Annotated in this window: 21 protein-coding genes, 1 tRNA gene and 1 pseudogene; 16 read left to right on the plus strand and 7 right to left on the minus strand. The window is 61.9% G+C overall.

Features of this window, described 5'->3' with window-relative positions; genetic code table 11:
- The first annotated feature begins 96 nt into the window (after positions 1–96).
- The 8 genes from F8O06_RS05555 to F8O06_RS05590 all read left to right on the plus strand — a co-directional run bounded on the left by F8O06_RS05555 (position 97) and on the right by F8O06_RS05590 (position 4837).
- Positions 97–170, plus strand: a tRNA-Ile gene (locus tag F8O06_RS05555).
- 119 nt (positions 171–289) lie between these two features.
- Positions 290–550 carry a helix-turn-helix transcriptional regulator gene (locus tag F8O06_RS05560; RefSeq protein WP_192496861.1) on the plus strand — a complete coding sequence of 87 codons (261 nt, stop codon included), beginning with the start codon at positions 290–292 and terminating at the stop codon, positions 548–550.
- A gap of 662 nt (positions 551–1212) precedes the next feature.
- On the plus strand, positions 1213–1605 hold the full coding sequence (locus F8O06_RS05565) for a tyrosine-type recombinase/integrase (protein ID WP_192496862.1): 393 nt from the start codon (positions 1213–1215) through the stop codon (positions 1603–1605).
- Between the two features lie 42 nt (positions 1606–1647).
- Entirely contained in the window at positions 1648–1881 is a 234-nt protein-coding gene (locus F8O06_RS05570) for a hypothetical protein (protein ID WP_158037921.1), read from the plus strand.
- A 258-nt stretch (positions 1882–2139) separates the two neighbouring features.
- Positions 2140–2742: a TetR/AcrR family transcriptional regulator gene (locus F8O06_RS05575; RefSeq protein ID WP_158037922.1), complete on the plus strand. Its 603-nt coding sequence runs from the start codon at positions 2140–2142 to the stop codon at positions 2740–2742.
- Positions 2739–3425: a type 1 glutamine amidotransferase domain-containing protein gene (locus tag F8O06_RS05580; RefSeq protein ID WP_158037923.1), complete on the plus strand. Its 687-nt coding sequence runs from the start codon at positions 2739–2741 to the stop codon at positions 3423–3425. The genes F8O06_RS05575 and F8O06_RS05580 overlap by 4 nt, the downstream gene beginning before the upstream one ends.
- A 44-nt stretch (positions 3426–3469) precedes the next feature.
- The gene (locus tag F8O06_RS05585) at positions 3470–4393 is read left to right on the plus strand and encodes an NAD-dependent epimerase/dehydratase family protein (protein WP_158037924.1); all 924 of its coding nucleotides are present in this window, start codon (positions 3470–3472) and stop codon (positions 4391–4393) included.
- Between the two features lie 180 nt (positions 4394–4573).
- Positions 4574–4837, plus strand: coding sequence for a hypothetical protein (locus F8O06_RS05590; protein WP_158037925.1), 264 nt, complete (start codon positions 4574–4576; stop codon positions 4835–4837).
- Between the two features lie 9 nt (positions 4838–4846).
- Here F8O06_RS05590 and F8O06_RS12205 read toward each other — a convergent pair whose 3' ends face one another.
- The gene (locus tag F8O06_RS12205; RefSeq protein ID WP_192496863.1) at positions 4847–5020 is read right to left on the minus strand and encodes a hypothetical protein; all 174 of its coding nucleotides are present in this window, start codon (positions 5018–5020) and stop codon (positions 4847–4849) included.
- Positions 5021–5067: 47 nt separating this feature from the next.
- Between F8O06_RS12205 and F8O06_RS05595 the strand changes: the two genes are divergently transcribed.
- Positions 5068–5550, plus strand: a complete 483-nt coding sequence (locus tag F8O06_RS05595; protein WP_158037926.1) for a dUTP diphosphatase — start codon at positions 5068–5070, stop codon at positions 5548–5550.
- A gap of 51 nt (positions 5551–5601) precedes the next feature.
- Entirely contained in the window at positions 5602–6030 is a 429-nt protein-coding gene (locus F8O06_RS05600) for a hypothetical protein (RefSeq protein ID WP_158037927.1), read from the plus strand.
- Between the two features lie 53 nt (positions 6031–6083).
- Here F8O06_RS05600 and F8O06_RS05605 read toward each other — a convergent pair whose 3' ends face one another.
- Positions 6084–7040: a helix-turn-helix transcriptional regulator gene (locus tag F8O06_RS05605; RefSeq protein ID WP_225733410.1), complete on the minus strand. Its 957-nt coding sequence runs from the start codon at positions 7038–7040 to the stop codon at positions 6084–6086.
- A 546-nt stretch (positions 7041–7586) separates the two neighbouring features.
- On the opposite strand from F8O06_RS05605, the gene F8O06_RS05610 reads away from it, so the two are divergent.
- Complete coding sequence (locus F8O06_RS05610; protein WP_263970008.1) at positions 7587–9449, plus strand: ATP-binding cassette domain-containing protein; 1863 nt, start codon at positions 7587–7589, stop codon at positions 9447–9449.
- A 370-nt stretch (positions 9450–9819) separates the two neighbouring features.
- On the opposite strand, the gene F8O06_RS05615 is transcribed toward F8O06_RS05610, so the two are convergent.
- Complete coding sequence (locus F8O06_RS05615; RefSeq protein WP_158037928.1) at positions 9820–10395, minus strand: TetR/AcrR family transcriptional regulator; 576 nt, start codon at positions 10393–10395, stop codon at positions 9820–9822.
- Positions 10392–10970 carry a sugar O-acetyltransferase gene (locus F8O06_RS05620; RefSeq protein WP_158037929.1) on the minus strand — a complete coding sequence of 193 codons (579 nt, stop codon included), beginning with the start codon at positions 10968–10970 and terminating at the stop codon, positions 10392–10394. The genes F8O06_RS05615 and F8O06_RS05620 overlap by 4 nt, the downstream gene beginning before the upstream one ends.
- 819 nt (positions 10971–11789) lie before the next feature.
- Between F8O06_RS05620 and F8O06_RS05625 the strand changes: the two genes are divergently transcribed.
- From F8O06_RS05625 to F8O06_RS05635, 3 genes and pseudogenes are all read left to right on the plus strand, one after another.
- On the plus strand, positions 11790–11969 hold the full coding sequence (locus F8O06_RS05625) for a hypothetical protein (RefSeq protein WP_158037930.1): 180 nt from the start codon (positions 11790–11792) through the stop codon (positions 11967–11969).
- 428 nt (positions 11970–12397) lie between these two features.
- The gene (locus tag F8O06_RS05630; RefSeq protein ID WP_158037931.1) at positions 12398–13249 is read left to right on the plus strand and encodes an alpha/beta fold hydrolase; all 852 of its coding nucleotides are present in this window, start codon (positions 12398–12400) and stop codon (positions 13247–13249) included.
- A gap of 180 nt (positions 13250–13429) precedes the next feature.
- A pseudogene (locus tag F8O06_RS05635) lies at positions 13430–14603 on the plus strand (transposase).
- Between the two features lie 401 nt (positions 14604–15004).
- On the opposite strand, the gene F8O06_RS05640 reads toward F8O06_RS05635, so the two are convergent.
- Positions 15005–15694: a hypothetical protein gene (locus F8O06_RS05640; protein WP_158037932.1), complete on the minus strand. Its 690-nt coding sequence runs from the start codon at positions 15692–15694 to the stop codon at positions 15005–15007.
- A gap of 118 nt (positions 15695–15812) precedes the next feature.
- Between F8O06_RS05640 and F8O06_RS05645 the strand changes: the two genes are divergently transcribed.
- The gene (locus tag F8O06_RS05645) at positions 15813–16142 is read left to right on the plus strand and encodes an aldo/keto reductase (RefSeq protein WP_158037933.1); all 330 of its coding nucleotides are present in this window, start codon (positions 15813–15815) and stop codon (positions 16140–16142) included.
- Positions 16143–17404: 1262 nt separating this feature from the next.
- On the opposite strand, the gene F8O06_RS05650 is transcribed toward F8O06_RS05645, so the two are convergent.
- A complete protein-coding gene (locus tag F8O06_RS05650) occupies positions 17405–19648 on the minus strand; it encodes a collagen binding domain-containing protein (protein WP_192496864.1) in 2244 nt (747 codons plus the stop codon).
- 931 nt (positions 19649–20579) lie between these two features.
- Between F8O06_RS05650 and F8O06_RS12210 the strand changes: the two genes are divergently transcribed.
- Positions 20580–21314 (plus strand): hypothetical protein, encoded by a 735-nt coding sequence (locus F8O06_RS12210; protein ID WP_192496865.1) that lies wholly within the window; start codon positions 20580–20582, stop codon positions 21312–21314.
- Between the two features lie 78 nt (positions 21315–21392).
- On the opposite strand, the gene F8O06_RS05660 is transcribed toward F8O06_RS12210, so the two are convergent.
- Positions 21393–22100: a glutamine amidotransferase gene (locus tag F8O06_RS05660; protein ID WP_225733411.1), complete on the minus strand. Its 708-nt coding sequence runs from the start codon at positions 22098–22100 to the stop codon at positions 21393–21395.
- Positions 22101–22129: the final 29 nt, after the last annotated feature.

Consider the following 22129-nt stretch of genomic DNA (forward strand, 5'->3'; position numbering starts at 1 on the left):
ATTCTGCAAAACGCTGGCCGGCGGACTGCAGCCCAGAGCACCGCACCCGGTAACATTGACTGCTGGCTGCGGCGCATCAGCGCGCGATCGTGGTCGGGGGCGTTAGCTCAGCTGGTTAGAGCACGGGACTCATAATCCCTTGGTCGTGGGTTCAAGTCCCACACGCCCCACGTTTTGCCCCGGTATCGTGCGGATCGCCCTTGAATACGAAGGGCCGCGGATGCTTCAATCCAGCAAAAACTCAGCAAAAACCCCTCTCAGATGGGGTGTGCGATCCCAATATCCCGTTATGTCCCGTTTCCGCACCTCCGCACCAACGACGCGCATAGAGGGTCACATGACACAGAGCGAAACGGCACCGCGCCCACTGCTGACCATCAAAGACCTCGCCGCACTCCTGAACGTTTCAGAGAAGACGATCCGCAACCTGAGATCAAAGGGCATCGGCCCGCGTGCGGTGAAGATCGGCGGCTCGATCCGGTGGCGACAGGAGACAATCGACCAATATCTGCGAGACATGGAAGCATCGGACCTGCAAGAAGCGGCCTGAGCCAATGAGCAGACCATCAAAATCACCGGGAACCCACTCGCCGATCTCGGTGAGCCAGGTAGCAGAGCGGTGGGTCGCCCGGTCCCGGGTCTACTCGATGAATGGTGCCGCACGTCAGATCGAACGCAGCGGACCAGACGAGGCGTCCGCCTTGGACTCGATGCATGAGGCTCTCTCGAAGATGTCCGACTCCACACAGGCACTCGGTACGGGGTCGACGCTCGAAGCAGCCGGCCGTCAGTGGTTGGAGGCGTACAAACGGGCTCATCCGAATGCGGCAGCTGGGACGCTCGAACAGTATCAGCGGTGTTTGAACCGGACACTGCAGAACCGTCTGACGCGGGTACTGGTCAGCGATCTGAGCGTGCCTCTGCTCGAGGGGATGATCGCCAGCATCCTGGATGAGCGTGGGGCGTGGAATGCGAAGATGGCCAGAATCGTCTTAGGGATGGTTTGTCAGCACTTGGTGCGGATGGGCCTCATCGACCGTGACTTTGCGGCTGCGACGACCCCGATCAGGCCGGCGAAGACGGAGCGGGAGGCGCTGAGTGCTCATGACGTTGGTGCGGTGCGTCGGGTGCTGGTTCGGTGGGAGTCGACGAAGCGTCGCGGAGTGCGTGCGAAACGGTCATCGGAAGCCTACGCCGAAGCGCGCTCGTCAGATGCGCATCATCTGTCTGCCGCGGTTCGCCGCCGACATCATTTTGGCGAAGATGCAGGTCTGTGCCGACGCCGAGGACTATCTGTTCCGCACTCGCAGGTGCACGCCGTACCAGCTGAACAATCTGGACCGTGCATTCCGGAAGTTCCGGGACTGGGCAGTGGAGCAGCGGTTGTTCGAGGATCTGGAGGCGCCGGTTGAGAACGTGCTCTTCTCTACGATGCGCAAGACCCTGGCCACGGAGATCGCCTCCCTTGGGGATCTCGAGCTTGCTGCGCGGTTGCTCGGGCATGCTTCCAGTGAGACGACCCGCCGGTTCTACATCAAGGAGCTGCCGTGGGTGGACAAGCGCACGGCCGACCTGCTGCAGAGCGCGTTCGGCTACGCCGACTGACCGGAGGCAGGGCGGTGGCGGGCGAACGCATACACAGTGGTCGTGGAACACATCTCCGCGCAGGTTCAGTCCGTCGTCTCCTGCCTCTCGGCCGTCACCGGTCTCGGCGCTGGAACCATCTATATGCTCGCCGCGACCACGGGGATCGCGTGGGCAAAGAAGATCGCGAGGGTGGCGGTGCTCGTGCTGCTGCTGGCCGTGCTCGTGTTCGGCTACCTGCACGGCTGGTTCGCGTTCCTCGGCGTTGACCCGCGAATGTACCGGCCCGGCGCATAGGCGTCAAAGTTCAAAAGTTTGTCGAAATATTGAAGGTTTTCGCCGGAACTTGAGTGCTCGATACGTCCTCAGACTATCTCGACTTCAATGTTCGTGGAACTTGGTCGTCTGCGGCCGAGGTCGCCCTGACGCGTCTCACCGCTTGGTACGCTTTCACCTGGTATCACTACCGTAACCGGCCGACAGTGGATGCGTCGCGTGGTGTGCGGCTGGCGACCCCGTGCTAATGTAAGCAGTGCTTACTTAGGGAGGGTGTCGATGGAATCGGAGTCGGCCAAGCCGGGCTACCACCACGGTGACCTGCGGGCAACACTCGTGCTCTCCGCCCTGGAGATACTTGAAAGTGGTGAGGCGTTCTCGTTGCGCGCAGTCGCCCGCCGCGCAGGGGTATCGACAGCCGCCCCGTATCGCCACTTCCCGGATCGGAAAGCGCTAGAGTCCGCGATGGCCGTGCACGGGCTGCACGAGCTGATGCGCGACCTCGCCGAGGATACACCGCTTCCACAATCGACCGCCGAGGTGGCTGAACTCGCGGTCGGTTATGTCCGCTTCGCGATGCGTAGACCGGCCTTGTTCCGGCTCATGTTCGGGCAACCTTGCGATGACCAGGACGATGAGCGGGTACAAGCTGCCGGTGCGCTGCACGACTATCTCGAAGCAGTGATGGCTACGGTCTCCCCGCAATCAGACCCGGCTACTCTCTCTGCTGCCGGGTGGTCGCTGGCCCACGGGCTCGCGTTCCTGCACCTCGACGGCAAACTCAATGCCGCCGACCAAGGCGTGGTCGATGAGCGTGTGCGCTCGGTTTTCACCACTGTGTTCGCACCCATCACCTCACCCAGAATTGAGAACCTTTCATGAGTACACGCATCCTGCTCGTGGTCACCAACGTCGACCACTACGACGCCGGCCCCTCGCACCCGACCGGGCTGTGGCTGTCGGAGTTGACCCACGCCTACGACATCTTCGCTGAGCGTGGCTTTGAACAGACGATTGTGAGTCCCGCAGGCGGGAAGTCACCGTTGGAACCGCGGTCGCTGAAGTTCCCCTATGACGATAAGTCCGCCAAGGCCTGGCATGACGACCCGGCACGGATGGCGCTGCTGGAGAACACGGCCAACCCCGAGCAGATCGACTCGGCCGACTACGACGCGATCTACTTCACCGGCGGACACGCAGTGATGTTCGATTTTCCCGGCAGCGAGGGGCTGCAACGGATCACCCGCGAGATCTTCGAACGTGGTGGAGTCGTCGGGGCGGTCTGCCACGGCTACTGCGGACTGCTCGACACCACACTCTCCGATGGCAGTTACCTCGTTGCCGGCCGCAACATCACCGGGTTCTCCTGGCGCGAAGAGGTCCTTGCCCGCGTCGACAAGCTCGTGCCCTACAACGTCGAAGAGCGCATGAAGGAGCGCGGGGCGAACTATTCGAAGGCGCTACTGCCGTTCGTCTCCAACGCCGTCGTTGACGGCAGGCTCGTCACCGGGCAGAACCCCGGCTCGGCCAAGGAGACCGCCACCAAGGTCGCCGCACTCCTCTGAGCTACCCGCGGGACCGCGCACCAGAATCGAACCGGAAGGACATCATGCAGACCGTACTGGGCGCAGGCGGCCAGATCGCCGAAGAACTCACCCGCGAACTCCATCGCAACCACACCCACGACATCCGTCTGGTCAGCAGAAACCCGCGCAAGGTGAACGACAGCGATCAGCTCGTCTCCGCCGATCTCATGGACACCGAGGCCACCAAAGCGGCGGTGGCTGGAAGCGAGATCGTCTATCTCACGGTGGGCCTGCCGATGAACTCTGGGCTGTGGGAGCAGAAGTTTCCGGCCATGATGACGAACACGATTGCCGCCTGCCAGAAGCACGACAGCAAGCTGGTCTTCTTCGACAACACCTACATGTACCCTCGCACCGCTGCACCGCAGACCGAGGACACCGCGTTCGAACCAGTCGGGCGTAAAGCGACGGTGCGGGCACAAATCGCCATGACGCTGCTGACCGAGATGCACGCCGGCAGGATCGAGGCGGTGATCTGCAGGGCCCCGGAGTTCTACGGTCCCGGGAAGACCCAGAGCCTGAGCAACTCGGTGATCTTCAACCGCATCGCAGCGGGCAAGCGACCGCTGGTGCCGTTGAACGCTCGCGCCGAGCGCAGCCTGATCTGGACCCCGGATGCCAGCCAGGCGATGGCACTGATCGGCAACACCCCGGACGCCTTCGGACAGACTTGGCATCTTCCGATCGATCAGCACCGCCTCGACTATCGGCAGATGATCGATATTGCTTCCGAGGTGACCGGCCGACGGATCGGCTACACGATGGTGCCCCGGTGGGTGTTCTGTGTCGGCGGGCTGCTCAATCCTGCCGTCAAGGAAAGCGAAGAGCTGCTGCCGCGCTACCGGCAGGACAACATCTTCGACTCCTCAAAGTTCGCATCGCGATTCCCTGATTTCGCGATCACGACCTATCGGGAGGGCATCAGCCGCATCCTCGCAGGCGAATAGCAGGACATGATTCAGGTTCACCGCTGGTCTCCCGGTCATGCAGGGAACCTCTGCCCTCCGCTCACAGTGGCTTGGTGAGGTCGGGGTGTTCGAGGGTGTCGACGTAGCGATTGGTACCTTCGATGCTCAGCCCGAACAGGTCGGTGAGGCGACGCGCTCGCCGAGGAGGCGGCGTCCAAGATGCTTGACACCAACCCCGGCATTCGCAGCATCCAGGTCAAAACCGACGAAGATGACGAGCTTCGAGTGTCGGGCTTCGAGACAGCTGTGGCCGAGCGTCGCTTCGATGACGATGATGCTGCTCAGCGGCTCCTGGATGAGCTCGGCTTCGACCCCACAGACGATCAGCAGGATCTGCGCTGTGCCGTGGACGCCAAGCTGAACCATGGAGGCTGGGAGATCAGCACCCCGAAAGGCTCGATCATTCTCGAGCAGTGGGGGTAACGGGAGTGCTCAGCCCTCGCAGACGCAGTAGTCGACCACGTCTACATCGTCCGGAAGCCTGGCCTCTGCACTGCTCTGCGCCGCGCTCACACTGGGGCCCTCGCCCGCGACCCGCTGCACTTGCTGCTCGTCGAACCCGCAGACATAGAGCGGAACAGTGAAGGCAATCTCGACCCGAGCCATGACCTGATTCTCCGACACGGCCAGGCCAGAGCGCGCAGACACTCCGAATCCAGCAGAAGAGCACCCCGACCAGATTCGCCCCGCGCGTCGACCCGCATAGGGGCTGTCATGGACACACTCCGCTACACCGGCCCCCACCTGAGCCGAGGTCACTGGCATCGGCAGGAATCGACCTGTACGCCGCACAACCTGCGATCGTCACGCCCGGGATGCGCCCGACAGTCGTCTCCACCGGTGTGCGTGTCGCTCTTCCTCTCGGCGTGATGGGGATGATCGCGATCAGGTCTGGGTGCGCTGCAGAAGGCCTCCAGCTGGCGAACGCACCGGGAATCATCGACCCGGGCTACCACGGCGACATCCGTCTGCTGCTGATCGCGCAAGGCGATCGCCCAATCTCTGTCACGGCCAGCCAGCGGGTCGCGCAGCTCATTCCTCTCCGTTTCGAGGCCCTGCGTCTGGAACAGGTGGTCGCGCTGCCGGAAAGCGAAGACGGTCGCGGCAACGGCGGTTTCGGCTCAACAGGGAACTGACCTTCCGTGCACAGAGGCAGTGCCACACAGATTCGATGAAAGGCGAACGTCATGACCACGCAGAGAATCACCGCACGCATCCGCCAGGCCCTCGATCATGTCGAGCAGATGCACGTCGTCCCCGTGGTGATCGGCGAGCGAGATGCAGACATCGACTACGACAGCCTCTACCGCTCAGAGACGGTCGCACTCGTGAAGATCACAGACGAAAGCCTCACCAGCGCAGACAACGACGATGTGCTGCTCATCACGACGACCGACTTCGACGACCAGTACGACCGCATCCGAACCGCCCGTTTCCGCCGTGCAAGTTCCCGTGTGCGTCGAATCCAGTCATATCCGTCATGTGTGCTGCGCATGGTGCTCGGACTACCCGCATGGGCATGCCGGGCACCGTGCGCACAGGTCGCAGGCGTACGGCAGCTCCAGTCAAGGTCACCCAGCATTCGTACGGACTCTTGTTCGATATCGAGCTGGTGAGGGGACCACCACCTGCTGTGACATGTGTATCGACCGTTCCAATCGCTTGGGTTCTACAGCCTGCTTCCGCGGAGGAGCCTGGCGGCGTGCTCGGCGAGGTAGGACCGGAAGGCCTTCGGCGATTCGACGGTGAACTCGATGTCGGTGAGAAGAAGAACCATGGCGAGCCACTCGTATGAGTCGACGTGCGCGGTGTATCGGCACTGATTCGAATCGACTGGTTCGAGGGCGCCATCCAGACGGTACAGGCGATCGGCCGCTGCTTGTACGTTCGCATGGAGTACGAGGGTGACGGTTCGTTCTGGAATACCCCGGAACTGCTCGCGAAGATATGTTGGGAGATCGGCGGCAGGCAAGTTTCTCGAAGGGAAGCTCCCGGCTTCGGCAGACAGGTCGCTGATGCGATCTAGACGGAAAGTGCGCCAGTCGCCACGCTTTCGGTCCCATCCGAAGAGGTACCAACGCTGTTGCAGGCGCAGTAGTCGCGCCGGCTCCACGTGGCGCGGCGAGACACCCGCAGGCTTAGTGTAGTCGAAGGTGAGCACTCTGCGAGCAGCGATAGCCTCAGCGAACACCGACACAAGCCCAGCCTGTGGCAGCGAGTCCACGCTACTGGCAACATCCGTTGTCGCGCTGAGTGCTTCGGCGGTGCGTCGGAGTCTGGGCGGCAGGATGCGGTGGATCTTCGACTCGGCCCTCTGTGCGGCATCGGTCGCATCCTGGCCGCTGGTCGCGCCGTTTGCGGCGACCTTGAGACTAAGTACGGTCGCGATCGCTTCGTCGTCTTCAAGCATGAGCGGCGGCAGCGCCCGACCTGCCACGAGTTGGTAGTAGCCGCCGGGCCCTCTGCTGCTGTGAACCGGATAGCCGAGGTCTCTCAGGAACTCGATGTCGCGACGCAGCGTGCGAGGTGCGCTTTCGGTCGCTTCGGCCAGTTGCGGCGCAGTCCACCGGCTTCCGTTCTGCAGCAGCGAGAGCAGGCGCAGCATCCGCTCACGGGGAGACCCCATCGACTCGGCTCCTCACCCCATTAGTTGTGGCCAGAATATGTCCGGATTGGATTGTAGCGTTAGAGCATGACGAGCCAAGAACGGGCAAACTGGATTCGCGTGGTGAACGCACGAACGAACAACCTCGCAGGAGTCTCTGTTCGCGTGCCGAAACACCAGATCACTGCATTCACGGGAGTGTCAGGATCAGGCAAGTCTTCGCTGGCATTCGGTACGATCGCCGCGGAAGCCGGGCGTCTGGTGGCGGAGTCGTACCCACTGTTCGTGCGCAATCGCCTCCCGTCTACCGGTCGAGCTGACGTGGACGGTATCGACGGATTGACCTTCACGACCGTCGTGGATCAGCGCCCGTTCACCGGCAACGCCCGGTCGACCGTGGGGACGGCAAGCGACATCGCCCCATTGCTGCGCATGGTGTTCTCTCGTATCGGTAGCCCCTCTGCCGGATACTCGCCGGCCTATTCGTTCAACGACCCGTCGGGCATGTGCCTCAGATGCGAAGGTCTGGGCGCGGTCGACGACATCAACCTTGACTGTCTCATCGACATGTCGATGAGCCTGAACCAAGGCGCGATCAGATTTCCCACCTTCGCACCGGGAAGCTACCGTTGGTCGCGAATGGTGCATTCAGGCCTTGTCGATCCCGCCACGCCTCTGTCAGACCTCCCTGAGAGTGCGCTCAACACGCTGCTCTACGGGGAGGATGTAGTGCTCGCGAAACCTGACCCGGAGTATCCCAAGACGAGCAAGTTCGACGGCGTCATCCCTCGACTCCGAAACAGCTACCTTCGTAAATCTCCCTCGCATCTGACCAAAGACGAGAAGGAGGCGCTATTGCGGGTCGTCACTCACAAGACCTGTTCGTGCTGTCGTGGGTCTCGCCTCAGCGAGGCCGCACGTTCCAGCCTTATCGACGGCCTGTCGATAGCGGACTGGTCTGCGCTGCCGATCAGCGAGCTCCGCAGCGTAGTCGAAATGACGCATGAGCACCGGGTGAGCCCTCTACTCGCCGCGATCAGTGACCGGCTAGAGGCAATGGATGGCGCTGGACTGGGGTATTTGAGCTTGGATCGGCACTCGACAACGCTCTCAGGCGGCGAGGCGCAAAGAGTGAAGATCGTGCGTCACCTCGGCAGTGCCCTGAGCGATGTCTGCTACATCTTCGACGAGCCGAGTGTCGGCCTGCACCCACACGACGTCCACCGACTCCTCCGTCTGCTGGTCGGCCTGCGAGATGCGCACAACACCGTTCTCGTCGTAGAACACCACCCCGCTGTGATCGCTGCCGCCGACCACGTCATCGACCTCGGCCCCGGCGCCGGAACCAACGGTGGAAGCGTCCAATTCGAGGGAACCCCCGCTCAACTGGCCGCTACCAATACCGCCACCGGGTTAATGCTTCGCGAGCGGGTGCACATCAATAGCAATCCGCGGGCCCACTCTCAGAGTGTGACCATCGAGCATGCCACCGCCCACAACCTGCGCGACATCACCATAGACATCCCACTCCGCGCCCTGAGCGTGGTGAGCGGGGTGGCCGGTTCAGGCAAGAGCACACTCGCCGCTCATGAACTGCCCGCTCAGCATCCGCAATTCACTGTCATTGGTCAGGAACCACTGCACGGCGGTAGTCGGTCAACTTCCACCACCGTCTTGGGAATCAGCGATCACATCCGCCGTGCCTTCGCTCGTGCCAACCACATGTCGCCCTCATGGTTCAGTGCAAACGCGAAAGGCGCATGTCCTGTCTGCAAGGGCAAGGGCGTGATCGTCACGGATCTGGCCTTCCTCGACGATGTCAACACACCATGCGAAGCATGCAAGGGGACCAGGTTCAATCCCACCGCACTGGCTGCTCAGTATCGTGGGCGATCCATCGCAGATGTCCTGGCGATGAACGCGTCACAGGCATGCGACGTGTTCGGCAGAATCCGTGACATCACGGCATCGCTCGAATGGCTCCAAGACGTAGGGCTGGGCTACCTCAGCATCGGGCAGGCCACCGACACCCTCTCAGGCGGTGAACGCCAGCGCCTTCTGCTCGCCAAATGTCTCACCGTCACACCCAGTCCGTCAACCCTGCACATCGTGATGGACGAGCCGACCGCAGGACTCCACGGCTCCGACACAGACAAGCTCCTCGAGCTCTTCGACCGGCTGGTGAATCTGGGAGCCACAATCGTCGTTATCGAACACAACCAGCGCGTCATCGGCCACGCCGATCATGTCATCGACATCGGTCCCGGCGCAGGCCACGAAGGAGGCACCATTGTCTACCAAGGACCGCCAAGCGGACTGCTCACCGCACCTGGCTCGATGACCGGCAGGTACCTACAACAGACACGTTCCGTCGCATACCCAGACGGGGCCTCATGGGGTGTTAGTACCGAACGGGTGACTCCACGCTAGTCGGACGGGTCTGCTGCAGGTGAAGCCAAACACGGACGTCTGGTCTGCACCGACTGTGTTCTCTTTCTGCTCCTCTTGCACGACACGGCCTTCGTCGACCAAGCTGCCAAGAAGCACTTGTGACAGTTCTGCCATTCGAAGACCTCTCAAAGTGCGCACGCGCATGGGCGTGCCAGTTGTTTGGGAGGAGCCGTCTAACTAAGAGCGAGGAGGAGTGTGCAGGCTTGTTGGGATGTCAAAGGCACTGTTCCACACCCACACCACCGGGTACCTCTATGGCCCGTGGAATCGGTGAGCAAGCTGATGAACGTCAAGGAAGTCACGATGACTAGACCGCCGACGCTGCCGTGTTCGCCAGGCGGGCCCGGAGTCAGCGATCGGGCTGGGCGCTGATGATTCTTGCAATGGCATCAGCTGCGAGGTTTTCCGGGGGTGTGGCCTCGTCGAGTGCACGGTGCAGGATAAGCCCCTCAATTAGTGCATCAAGGATACGTGCCGTCGTGGAGTCAAAGTGCTTCTGCAACGCATCACGGCTGCGAACCATCCAAGCGGTAGTCAACGGCTGATAAGCGGTGTTGCGTGCGGCAAGAGCGTACAACTCATGGGTGAGTCTGACCACGCGTGTGCTTCTGAGCACATCGCACTCGATCAACGCGACCACAGCTTGGGCAGCTTGATCACGGCTGCCGGATTGTCTGAGGTATGTCTCGAAGATTTCACTTATGCAGATACTGAAGCGTGTGAACGCTTCATGCATCAGTTCGTCCATGCTGGTGAAGTGGTATGTCACCGATCCCAGTGGGACGTCGGCGGCGGCAGCTACGCGGCGAGCGGAGGTGCCGGCCACGCCGACACTCGTGATGACCTCGAGGCACGCATCGATGAGCCTATCCCGTCGGTCGGGGTCCGATCGACGAGACCTACCTTTCGGTAACGGGAAGGTCATAGTGCACGAACGACGCGAGCGGGGTTGCCAACGGCAACGACGTCGCCCGGGATGTCACGGGTCACAACAGCGCCCGCACCGATGACACTATTGTCACCAATGGTGACCCCCGGGCACACGATCACGCCTCCGCCCAGCCACACATTGTTTCCGATAGTGATCGGTTTCGCCGCCTCTAGCTTGTCTCTGCGTGGCTGAGGGTCAAGAGGGTGAGTGGGGGTGAGGAGCTGAACGTTCGGTCCAATCTGACAGTCTTCACCGATGGTGATTGTGGCGACGTCGAGCGCGGTGAGGTGGTAATTCACAAATGTGCGGGCTCCGATACTGATGTTCTCGCCATAGTCGACATACAACGGAGGCTTGACGTGCGCGTGCTCCCCAAGGGCTCCAAGTAAGTCACGGAGGATCGGCAACGCGTTCTCAGAGCCAGTGACAGTGGCTCGATGGTAGGCATCAGTTAGCTCGGCCGCGCGGCGAGCGAGCCGTGCGTTATCGGGGTCGTCGGCGATATACAGGTCACCGGAAAGCATCCTCTCGCGGTTGCTTCTGGGATCTCCATCGAAGTAATTCATCATAGGCTTTCTCCATTGCGTACAATCGTACATATAAGTTGCATATTACATGTACCATCGGCCCCTCGCTCGCCAAGCTCGACCTGCTCTGTCCGCTCCGCTTCTGACGAACCGGGAGCTAGCGCCGAACTGCACCGAGAGGACCGCGGTTCTCGAATTAGACAAAGCGGATTACTGCTTGACTGCCGTTGCATCGCCGGTGAACACGATTCTGACGAGACTCGCAGGCGCAGCATTACTGCGGCGATGGTCTGGACGGATGGTAGGGATTCAACCCCGAGGCCAGTGTTGTCCTACTCACAATGAGCCTTGCGCCCCTGAGCCTTCCCATCTCACGCCCAATTGTTCGCAGTAGGTCCGTGTCCGCCAACCTCCCAGTTCTAGCTTGCCCAGCGCTTCGTGGTGACTTCTGTACCGGCACCATCGAGTGCGGCAACCTGCAGTCGGGGCAGGTGCGCTTGCGTACTGGGTTTGCCTCAGCTCGATCCCTATACGCGCGGGCGAATGAACGACGTGCACAGCTATACCTTGCACTAATTCTCTGGGCAGAAAGATCACGAGTGGCGAGGTCGAACATGTCATCGCTTCGGAGCCACGGACGAAGTGCCGCCGGGAGCCTTTGTGCTGTATCAGCACGGTAGGAGAGACACGGTGCAGGCCACTCCGGCTGCATCTCAAGTGATGGGACCGACCAGAACAAATCACCGCAGTCTTGATCTACAACCCACCCAGTACCAACGGTGACCACAGCGGCCAGGTTCCATACTGTACGCCACCGACATCACCGAAGACGGAGACGACCCGATAGTCAACGGAGCATTCGTGTTCCCGCCCGAGTCAGGTCTCACCAACGAGCACGGCTCCATCCGCCTGTCCGAGCTCTCCCGCAACGGCGGCCGCGTCAATGCGTCCCAACCGACGACATTCGCCGAGGCACTCAAGTACGGCGATGAGGTGAACGACGGCAGCCGGAACATGGCAGAGCTATACGCAGAGCTCTGACCCAGGCAGGTGCCAAATTGGGTGCCAAAAACGGTTCCGTTCATTGCACCTACTGGGATAAACCGAGATAATCGACCTACGCTGAAACGAGCGCTGCCCAGTAAACACAAGGCTTCCAGGCGTCCAGTGTGCTAAGGGAATCTACAATGCGAGATAACCCTTGGTCGTGGGTTCAAGTCCCACACGCCCCACTTCTGGCCCGGGATACCGCGGATCGTCCCGGAGGTTTCGACCATGGAACCCCTCACGTCTTCGCACGCGCAAATTCTGAACACGTAGTGTCCAGACTCCCACCCCCAGTGCTTCGGCCATGCGCCGCTGGGGCGATAACTCCGAACTCTTGTTATCCGTAGCCGGAGTTCGTCGAAACGAGGCTGCGGCACCGGTTCCGCACAGAGCGGATGAGTTACCCCATATAGGCTTGGCCCATGCAGAATGAGCGTCAACAGCAAGCTGTAACAGCTGATGGTCGAGTACTTTCGGGAACGAGTTATGGACCGGCCGGAGGACGGCCGGTCCTGTTTGTCGCCGGAGCTGCTACGAGCAAGCTGATGACTTTTGGAAGCGATCTGCTCTCCACTTTGAACCTGCAGCTACTCACGATGGACAGGCCTGGAATCGGTGGGTCAACCCCTGATCCGACCAGAACGCTCGCGTCAACGGCAGCGGACTATCTGGTTTTCGTTTCGGCAGTTCTCGGCGAGCAAACAGGAAAGGTGGCAGTTGTAGCGAACTCTCAGGGGGCTGTTTTCGGACTCGCCCTCGCCTGCGCAGGTGGTGCAGACGGCCTCACCCTCGTCTCGCCCGCGGATGAGATCGCCCATCCTCGCATCCACGCGATGCTACCCCGAGAAGCAACGATGCTCAGCGACCTCGCGCAGACGAAGCCCGAGGAGGCAGCAGCGATCCTCGCAGGCTTCTCTGCACACGCGATGGAGGAAATGGTGATGAGCGGTTCCGGGCCGGAAGATGCTGGCTTCTACCGGAGAGAGCCGTTCGTATCCCTTTACCGCCGCAGCCTCGAAGAAGGCTTCAACAATGGTGGAGCCGGGTATGTACGAGACACACTCATCGCCATGCGTACTTGGGATCTCGATCTCGACGCAATTGACTGCACCGTGCAGGTGCTCTTTGGCGCCGGTGACATCACCCATTCACCGGATCATGGCGAGACGCTCACAGGGCGGATTCCGGGAGCCACACGAAGGGTCTTCCCCGATGCGGGCGGAGCGTTGCTGTGGACCCATGCACGTGAGATCTTGGAATCAGTAGCCGCTTGAAGGTTTGACTTCATTTGAGGCTCGGCTCTAAACAGCGCAGAGCCGTTCTAAAGCATCACGAGTAGTGCCCCGTAGCGTGGTGTAACGGCACGGGTGGCTGAGCGTCGTCGTAGACTCCCGTGCGGTCACCGAGTGATCCTTCGAGAAGGCTCCTACCTCCGCTCGAAAGGCGTCATCACGATGAGCGCTCCGCAAATTGTCGGCCCTGCCCGCCTGTTGACCCAAGCTGTGTCTGACGCGTCGCGGGATCTGAGGCGGAGCCCGCTGCAAACCATGATCAACGCGCGTTGCAGTCTGCTGCCTCGGACGCCGTGGCTGGCGCCGATGGGGGAGGCCCACACCCGACCGCCTCACACGGCGCAACGGCTACTGGCATCGCGACCTCGACACCCGCGTCGGCACGATCGATGACGTGATCCCGAAGCTGCGGCAGGGAGCCTATTCCCCGAGTGGCTGTTGGAACGTCGCAACCGAGCCGAGACAACTATGATCACACTGGTCGCGGACTGTTCCCTCAACGGTGTATCGACTCGCCAGAGGGACAAACTCTTCAAACCCTTGGCATCCACTCCCTGTCGAAGTCGCAGGTCTCCCAGATGGTTGCAGACTTCGACGAGCATGTCGACCAGTTCCGCCACCGCACGCTCGGCGACGCCGGCCCATTCACCTTAGTCGCTGCTGATGCACTGACTATGAAGGTCCGTGAGGGCGGGCGGGCGATAGGCGCGGTCGTGCTGGTGACGACCGGCGTCAACGCCGACGGGCGACGCGAGATCCTCGGACTGCCGGTCGTGGCGTCTGAGATCACAGCTGCATGGAACTGCTTCTTTGCAGACCTCGTCGCCACGAACCTGATGAGCGTGACGCCGAAGAGCATGTGGCCAGCGGTCAAAGCGATGCTGCACTCCGGCTACGACCAACCCGACGCCGACGCTGTCCACGCGCAGTTCGATCGGCTCCTCGAATACGTCGACGAGAAGCTCCCCGACACCCACAAGTACCTCGACACAGCGAGAGCGGACATCCCCGCATTCACCGGGTTCCCGAAGGCCTCTGCCAATCGACCTGGTCGAACAACCCGAACGAACGGTTGAACCGTAAGACTTGCCGCCGTACTGACTCCGCCGGAATCTTCCCGAGCTGCGACACGATCACCCGTCTCGTCGGTGTCCTTCTCGCTGAACTGATCGACGAATGGGTCGAAGGCCGCCGCTACCTCGGCCTCGACATCCTCGCCAAGATCAGACACATACTCACACCCAGCACCAGGCACCCAGGGGTGAGACAACACCACCCACGAACTCAGCGCCTAACCAACAACAGCACAGAAGGGTCACAACCCAACTGGACATGAACCAGAGCGCCTTCGGCTACGCCGACTGATCAGGAGTAGGCAGGTGACGGGCGAACGCATACACAGTGGTCATGGAACACATCTCCACGCAGGTTCACTCCATCGTTTCCTGACCGTCTGCTGTCACAGGGCTCGGCTACGGTCTGACGGGTTTGCTGAGGTCACGCAGACCATCCGTCACTGCGATCGCTTGTCCAGAGCCAGGCTATCCGCATCGGTAGATGCGGGGCAGTTCAACACAACCCCGTCCCCGTTACAGCGCATCTTTGCCCATGTACCGGTGCACCCCGACCGGATACCACCGCTGCAGGCTCCCCCCCAACTTCTCTCTCCACTGGCCCGATGTCAGAACGCCGGCGAGACATCACCGGCTCCTGCACAGAATGACGACCGGTGATCTTTCAGAGCGTTCCCGCCACCGCTGCGGCGATGACGTTTGCAAAGGAGGCAAGCAGCAGCGGGTCGTCTGCCAGCTGAGGTGTAGCGATGCGTAGATATCCCGAGACACCCTCGGTGGGGGATACAAAGGTCTGCGCGCTCGGCGCGAGTACGATTCTCTGCACGGCAAGACCCAGCAGCGCGTGCGACTCATCTGCGACAGGCACCCATGCCAGCAGGTCGTCAGCGGGCAGGAGGACCTCAAGCCCCCGGGATCGCAGCGCGTCGGCCACCGCCCGCGTGCGCCGAGTCAACTCGGCGCGATGCTCAGCTACCAGTCGGGTGACCGCTGCCGATTGTAGCGCAAACGCCAGGGTGTCCTGCAGAATGCGGCTGTTGAGGCCAGCGCCGAAGCTCCTGACACGCTCAATCGCGTGCAGTGCCTGCGCTGGGCCGCCGACCACGGTGGTGCGCAGATCTACCCCGCACGCTCGATAGAAAGAGCGCAACCGCAGTACCCGACCGGGCAGCCGCTCACCGAGCGTCGGGTTGACAGAGAGTGACCATGGTCCGAGTGGGTCCTCCTCGATGACGAGGGACTCGGGATACTGCACAAGCACCTGCCCGAGCTCGGCGATGCGCTCATCAGTAGCTCTTGAGCACAGGGAGAAGGCCGCGGAGGGTTGGAAGAAAAAGGCCGTCGCCAACCACAAGCCCCACCATTTGCAGCACTTGCTCAACCACGCCGAGATCCCGCCGGCGATCAACCAGATTGAGCTGCACCCCAACCTGCCTCAATAGGTCTCGCGAGTCTTCAATCGCTCCAGCGGAGTGGTCACTGAGTCGTGGAGCCCGCTGGGCGGTAGCTCCATTCCTGGCCTCGACGGCAAGCCGCGTCGAAACCGCCTGCTTGGCGACCCCGTGATCACTGGGATCGCGGCAAAGCACGGGCGCAGCCCGGCCCAGGTGCTCATCCGCTGGCAGCTGCAGAGTGGCCACGTGGTAATTCCGAAGTCGTTCCACGAGGAGCACATCAGCCAGAACATCGACGCGCTCGACTTCTCCCTCGACGGCGATGACTTCGAGCGCATCGCCACGCTGCAGGACGACGTGCGTGTGGGGCGCGACCCCGACCGCTTTGACAGCTACGACCACGCCTGATCCAGTGCCGCAGACAGAGACAGGAGAAGCGCGTGGGCACGAGAGTGGTCATCATCGTCGGCACAGGGCGCGCGCGGCCTCTCACCTGCGGCGCAACGCAGGATGGCTGTGGTCGGACCGCCTGCGATTCCACTGACAATCTTGCTGGTCGATGACCGTCAACCCTGTGTATGAAGGGTGTGGGACGCCGACTAGTCACGAGCGCTCTGCATGAAGTACGCTGACCAGCGCAGTGTCGCTGCTCACTGAGTCTGGCACCTCCGTCGTGGGATTCCGCGCCGTGCCTGCCGCGGTCGTTCAACAGTGCAACCTGAGACCGCTCATACCCGTAACTCACATGCCACGCCGAGATGCGACCGATGCAAGCACCTATGTGAACTACGGCCGCGGCGATCCTCGGGAATGGACTCATTGAGCGCGCTGGGCTGAGCCGGAGCAGTGGCGTTCAACCAGAATCTTCCCTGGAGAGTTCGAGGCCGGGAGAGCGTCGCTCTCAGCCCATCGGCATTGGTGTTTCAGAGGGCTCGCAGCGAACCTTCAGTTCGAGTTCCTCGTCTATCTGGGCGACCGCGTTCAAAGTGCAAGACGGACTCACGAGACCGCACAGTTTTTGACGGGATGACGTCCATTCCACGGTGTGCCGTCACGGGGACCTGTGCGGCGCTGATCCGCCACGCTCGCTTTGTCTCCGACGGCGACATCTGCGACTCTCATCTTGCTGCCACCGCGCCCACGTGGGAAACCACCATCGAAAAATTGGTGCCAGCTTCGTGGCATCCGCGTCAGTGTGCTTCTTGGCTGTTGATCCCAACCATGCACTTGCTGGTGGATGCCCAGTAGAACGACTACCCGGAGCTGCGAATGCCGGACTGTGGCTCAGCCACCGGCAGGCCGTGCACAAGTCGAATCGTGCCGTGTGTGATGCAGGGTAGGGTCGCCACGGAAGGATGATCGACATGGCAGCCGTCGTAAGTACTCAGCAGAGCTCACTGCGCGAGCCACGCGCGTGGCGATTCACGCGCGGACGACCACGGGACTCATGGTGGCGTCTCCAAGCGCGTCAGAACTGCACCAAAGCGAATCGCTCAGGCCGTCCGAGAACACCAGCCCGCGCCGACCTCACTCAAGAGCGATCCGGAATTGCCTGAGGGGCTTCGCCAGACACAGAACTGTGCTGGCGAAGCCCCTCAGGCGTTCATCAGGCCGAAGCACGCAGTCGTCGAGGCTCACCCCCAGACGACGACGACTGCGTGCTGATCAAATCAGCTCTGCTTACGGCGACGCTTGACCAGAGTGAGTCCGGCTCCCGCGGTCACGGCCAGCAGACCTGCGATGAGAGCCAGCTCCACAGGCCCGTCGGCAAAGCCGGTGCGAGCGAGCTTGTTGTTGCTCGGGGGAGTGGCGGATGAGTTGTCCGGGCTGTCGGGCTGGACAGGAACGACGGGCTCATCCGGGGTCGGTGCCGGTGGTGCAGGCACCGACGGCACATGATTCGTCGTGCACTCCGCAGTCTCGCTGGCAGTAGCCGGCACGCAGTTGGGAACCACTGACGGAGTTCCCGGCGGAACGACGCCGTCACCTGTAACCACGTTGACAATGCGATCAGCGTCGTTGGCGTCGGCGTTCACCTTGACCTGATAGGTGAGCTTCGCAGACTCGCCCGGCTGCAGCGTGCCCTGCCAGCTGAGCACCCGATTCTCGGTGTCAACAGTCGGAGCGTCGGCGGCAGTCCCAGCGATCGTGGCCTGTGCTGAGCCCTCGACGTACGAGGTGTTATCCAGTACGTCTGACAGGTCATCGCTGATTGTGGCAGGGGTCAAAGGTGTGTTGCCGGTATTCGTCACATCCACTGCATAGCTGATGACTTGGCCTGGGTCGACCTTCGCCCCTGACGCCGGGTCAGACGACTTCTCGATGTGCAGACCGGGCAGGGCCTGCGTGTTCGCGATGCCCTTGAGGTCGATGTTGGTGTGCTCCGCATCGACTTTCACAGGGATGGGGTCAGACGCCAAGAGGTACCCGGCAGGTGCCTTGGTCTCCACGAGGGAGTAGTCTCCCCATGCCAGCCCGCCGATCTGCAGTTCTCCGTCGGCCGGGTTCCGGTCGTTCTGGCCATTGTCCACGATCGGTGCCGTAGTACCGTCAGGGCCTTTCAGGGTCCATTCCGATCCGCCGAGAGCGGCACTGGTGTCTCCGTCGACTTTCGACCACGAGAGAAGTCCGGCCTTTCGGCTGTTGGTGATCGACCCGAAGGTCTCATTCAGATGCTGCGCATCGATGGTGACCGTCTTCGACTCATCGGTCATGTCATAGCCGACCGGTGCCTGGGTCTCTTTGAGTGTGTACTGTCCCCACGGCAGATCTGAAACGGAGAGTGCTCCTGCTGCTGGATTCCCATCGTTCTGACCGTTGTCAGCGACGTTGATAACCGATCCGTCCGAAGCGGTCAGCGACCACTGAGAGCCGTTCAGAGCAGCCCCGTCTGCATCGGTCTTCTGCCACGAGACACCGCCCAACAGAGCCGTGTTCGTCACTGTGCAATCGACGAAGTCGCCGACTCCGACGTGTGCGGCGACTGACCGACCGTCGTCTGCATACGTCAGATCTGACGAGGGGATGACCTTCCCGTTGCGAGTGCACGACCAGCTGTTCTGGTAATGGCTCCAGTCGACTGAAGGTGATGCCGCCTTCTCTGTGAACGTCACACGATCACCGTCTGCATCGCTGACTAGGGTGCTGCGACCTGTCGTAGCGTTCGTTGCGCTGCCGGCGGTGGTTGCCTCTCCCAGCTCGGTGTCAGTGGTCGAGCTCGACACGGTGAAGTTGTCGTTGGCATCGTACCGTTTGGGCAGGTCCTTGGTCACCTGAACGGTGGAGAACTGCACAGCGAAGGCGATGGCCTCGCGAGAGTTGGCGTTCACCTTCATCGAAGCGCCGATTTTGCTCGGAGCCTTGGCCTTGAGAACCTGTGCGCCGGCACTTGTCGACTTGTCTCCGGGCAGGCCGAGACATGTCACCTCGTTCGTACCGACCCCCGAGAGGCCTCCGGCACACGTCTGCGAGTAGCCGGCGGGCTGCGCGGTGGCGAGCTGGTTCAGCGATGAGTCCGAGAAGAATCGAAGACCTTCGGCGTTCCCGCCGCCCCCTGACCCGTCCGTGGACTCAGCATCGGCTACGACCAAGGAATAGGTGCTGTTCGTAGCACCAGCCTGATTGGCCACCTTGACGTTGTCGAGGGTGATCGTGCTGACCCACCCGTTCCAGTCTTCGCCAGGCTGGGCCTGGGGAATCCAAAGCGCTGGCTTTCCCGCCGTGTTCTTGTAGAAGGCGTTGCCCAGAACAGCGCCCCCGTAGGTGGGCAGTGAGGTGGCGACCACGTCTCGCGGCCCCTGGTCGCTGCCGGCCGTGAGATGGGCCACGAACGACATCTCGTATCCGCCCGGCAGGGAGATCGACATGGGCTGGCCTGCGGCGCTCTTCGCCTCATCAGTGTTCAGACCTGACATGTCGATCCAGCACAGGGTGTCAGCGTTTGGTCCGTCTGTTCCGTAGCTGCAGCCGGTCTGAGCATTGGATGCGTCGTCAGCCGTCGCAATGCTGGCCTGGGTCGCCGTAAGCGTCCCAAACGAAAGGGCCGCCAATGCCGCAACAGCTGCGGTCTTCGCCGCGAACCCGGAGCGCAGTGGCCGCGCTCGGGCAGTATCTAATTGATGCGTTTTCATCCGTTCTCACTTTCCGATGTAGTCTAGTCGTTCGGCATGTCGGTCTGGTGCGGCGACAACCGAACGTGCTAGCTGTCCCATGCAAATGGAACCTCTCTGAAGAGAGAGTCACTGTGGTCGTGAATCTCCCTCACGCCTCAAGGATTTGGAAGGTTCTATGCAGTTTGATCGGGAAGACCCTCGGAATGAACCGACGGACACACCCCACACTATCCAGGACGAAGACGTCGACGCTGACCGGCTGGCAGCGCTTTGGAGCACATATCACCGTCGTCTCAGTGCTTACGTCCACCGTCATGCGCCCGACCTCGATGCCGACGACGTAGCCTCCGCCGTGCTGGAGTCTGCCCTCGCAGCACGTCGCAGGGGCCACGCCTCACTCCGCACCCCTCGCGCCTATCTGTTCACAGCAGTGCGGCGCAGAATCGCACGTGAGCGCAGTCTCAGCTCTCATCTCAGCTCTCTGGACGACGGTGCTCTGGAGCGCCTGCTGGCGGAGTCAGAGCAGCCGACCGCTTCGCCTGAGGGCCAGGCTCTCGTCGAGAGTCTCTTGGGTGAGTATTCCCCACGTGATCGATTCCTGCTGGTCGAACGTTTCGGTCACGAGGCTTCCATTTCGTCTATCGCAGCTGCCACCGGGCTGACTGAACCACAGACATCACGGCGACTGTACAAGGTGAAGCTGGATTTCCGCTCGCGTTGGATACAGTCACACGTGACGGTTCCCGATCGGCCCGAGATCTGCAGCAAGACACTCAGACAGACCGGCAGAGTGCTGTCAGGGCTCGCGGCGCCGTCTGTCGCTGAGAAGTTCTGGAGCCACGTCGACAGCTGCCCGAACTGCAGCGCCGCCGTACGCGAGAGCAGAGAGTCGACGAAGTTTCCCTATCTTCTCTTCGTCGGAATCCCGATCGCCGCCTTCTCAGCGCAGCAGATGTCTACCTCTCCAGCGGCTGCCGATCCGCAGCACGACACAGACTCGGGCACCGATGACATGTCGTCTGCCATCGATGGAGGAACCCATCAGGCCCAACTCGAGACCACGCTCGGTGGGTCTGCGCAGACGACTGCGTCTCACGGGGCATGGCACTCGTTCCGAGTCGTGGCGCTTCTCGTGGCCGCTGCGGGGCTGGTCGTCGTGATCGGCCTGTCGATGCATGCACTGCTGACCCAGCCCGACGCACCAGGCCCGGCCGTTCCGTCCTCGTCCGACATCGTGCCGTCGCCTTCCGCCTCGGCCGACGGCGAGGCGCAGCCCGAGCAGAATCCGGCGCGTTCAGCCAGTCCTGCTCCGACGGCCGAGACTCACACCGGCACGCAGCCGCCGGAAGATTCGATCCCGTCAGACCCCGGCAGCGGCAGCGCCGAACCTACCCCGTCAAGCACGGGCGACGGCCCGCTGCAGACCTGCTCCTGGTCGTCTGAGACAATGTGCTTCGAGACGCGCTAGACGGCCCTCACCCGAACGGTTCGTCCGAATGCCCTGGTCGCGGTCGCTGGACTCGCGCATGTCTGTGCCCGATTGACGTCATACGCTCGCTTCAGTCCGGTCGAGCCACGTCTCCACGACCACCCTCGCGGCCGCAGCCAATGCAGGCCCGACTGCCACGGCATCCGCTCGAATCGACCGCGGATCGAGCCCCTCGGCAACGAGCTCATGCGCATGCCCGATCAGCCAGCGCTCTATCTGCGCGGCATCGGCTTCGAGATGAAACTGCAGAGCGAGTACGTTTCGGCCGACGCTGAAAGCCTGATTCGAGCACGCCTCCGAGACAGCCAGATGCTCGGCCCCTGCCGGAATGGCGAACTCGTCGCCGTGCCAGTGCAGCACGGGGATGCCGTCCAGCGGCCGCAGCGCAGAGTCGCGACCCAGCGCTGTGAGTTCGATCGGCGCGTATCCGATCTCTTTGTGCGGCATTGGCGTCACCGACGCCCCAAGAGCGTGAGCGATCAGCTGAGCCCCGAGACAGATGCCGATCAGGGGCCTTCCCGCACGCAGCCGCGCCGAAATCGCAGCCTGCTCATCACCGAGAAACGGGTAGGCATCGGTGTCAGCGACCCCGATCGGCCCGCCCAGCACGACGACCAAATCCGGTGCCAGCAGGTCGAGAGACGTGATCTCGTCGATGCCCGCGTCAACGTATTCGACGTTCCAACCACGTTCACGGAGAACTGGCTCGATGACGCCCAGGTTCTCAAAGGCCACATGTCGAATGGCCACCGCATGTCGCATCATGCCTGCGAGCATAGAACGGTCAGATTACG

The organism is Pseudoclavibacter sp. CFCC 14310 (assembly GCF_008831165.1).
Lineage (GTDB): Bacteria > Actinomycetota > Actinomycetes > Actinomycetales > Microbacteriaceae > Pseudoclavibacter_A.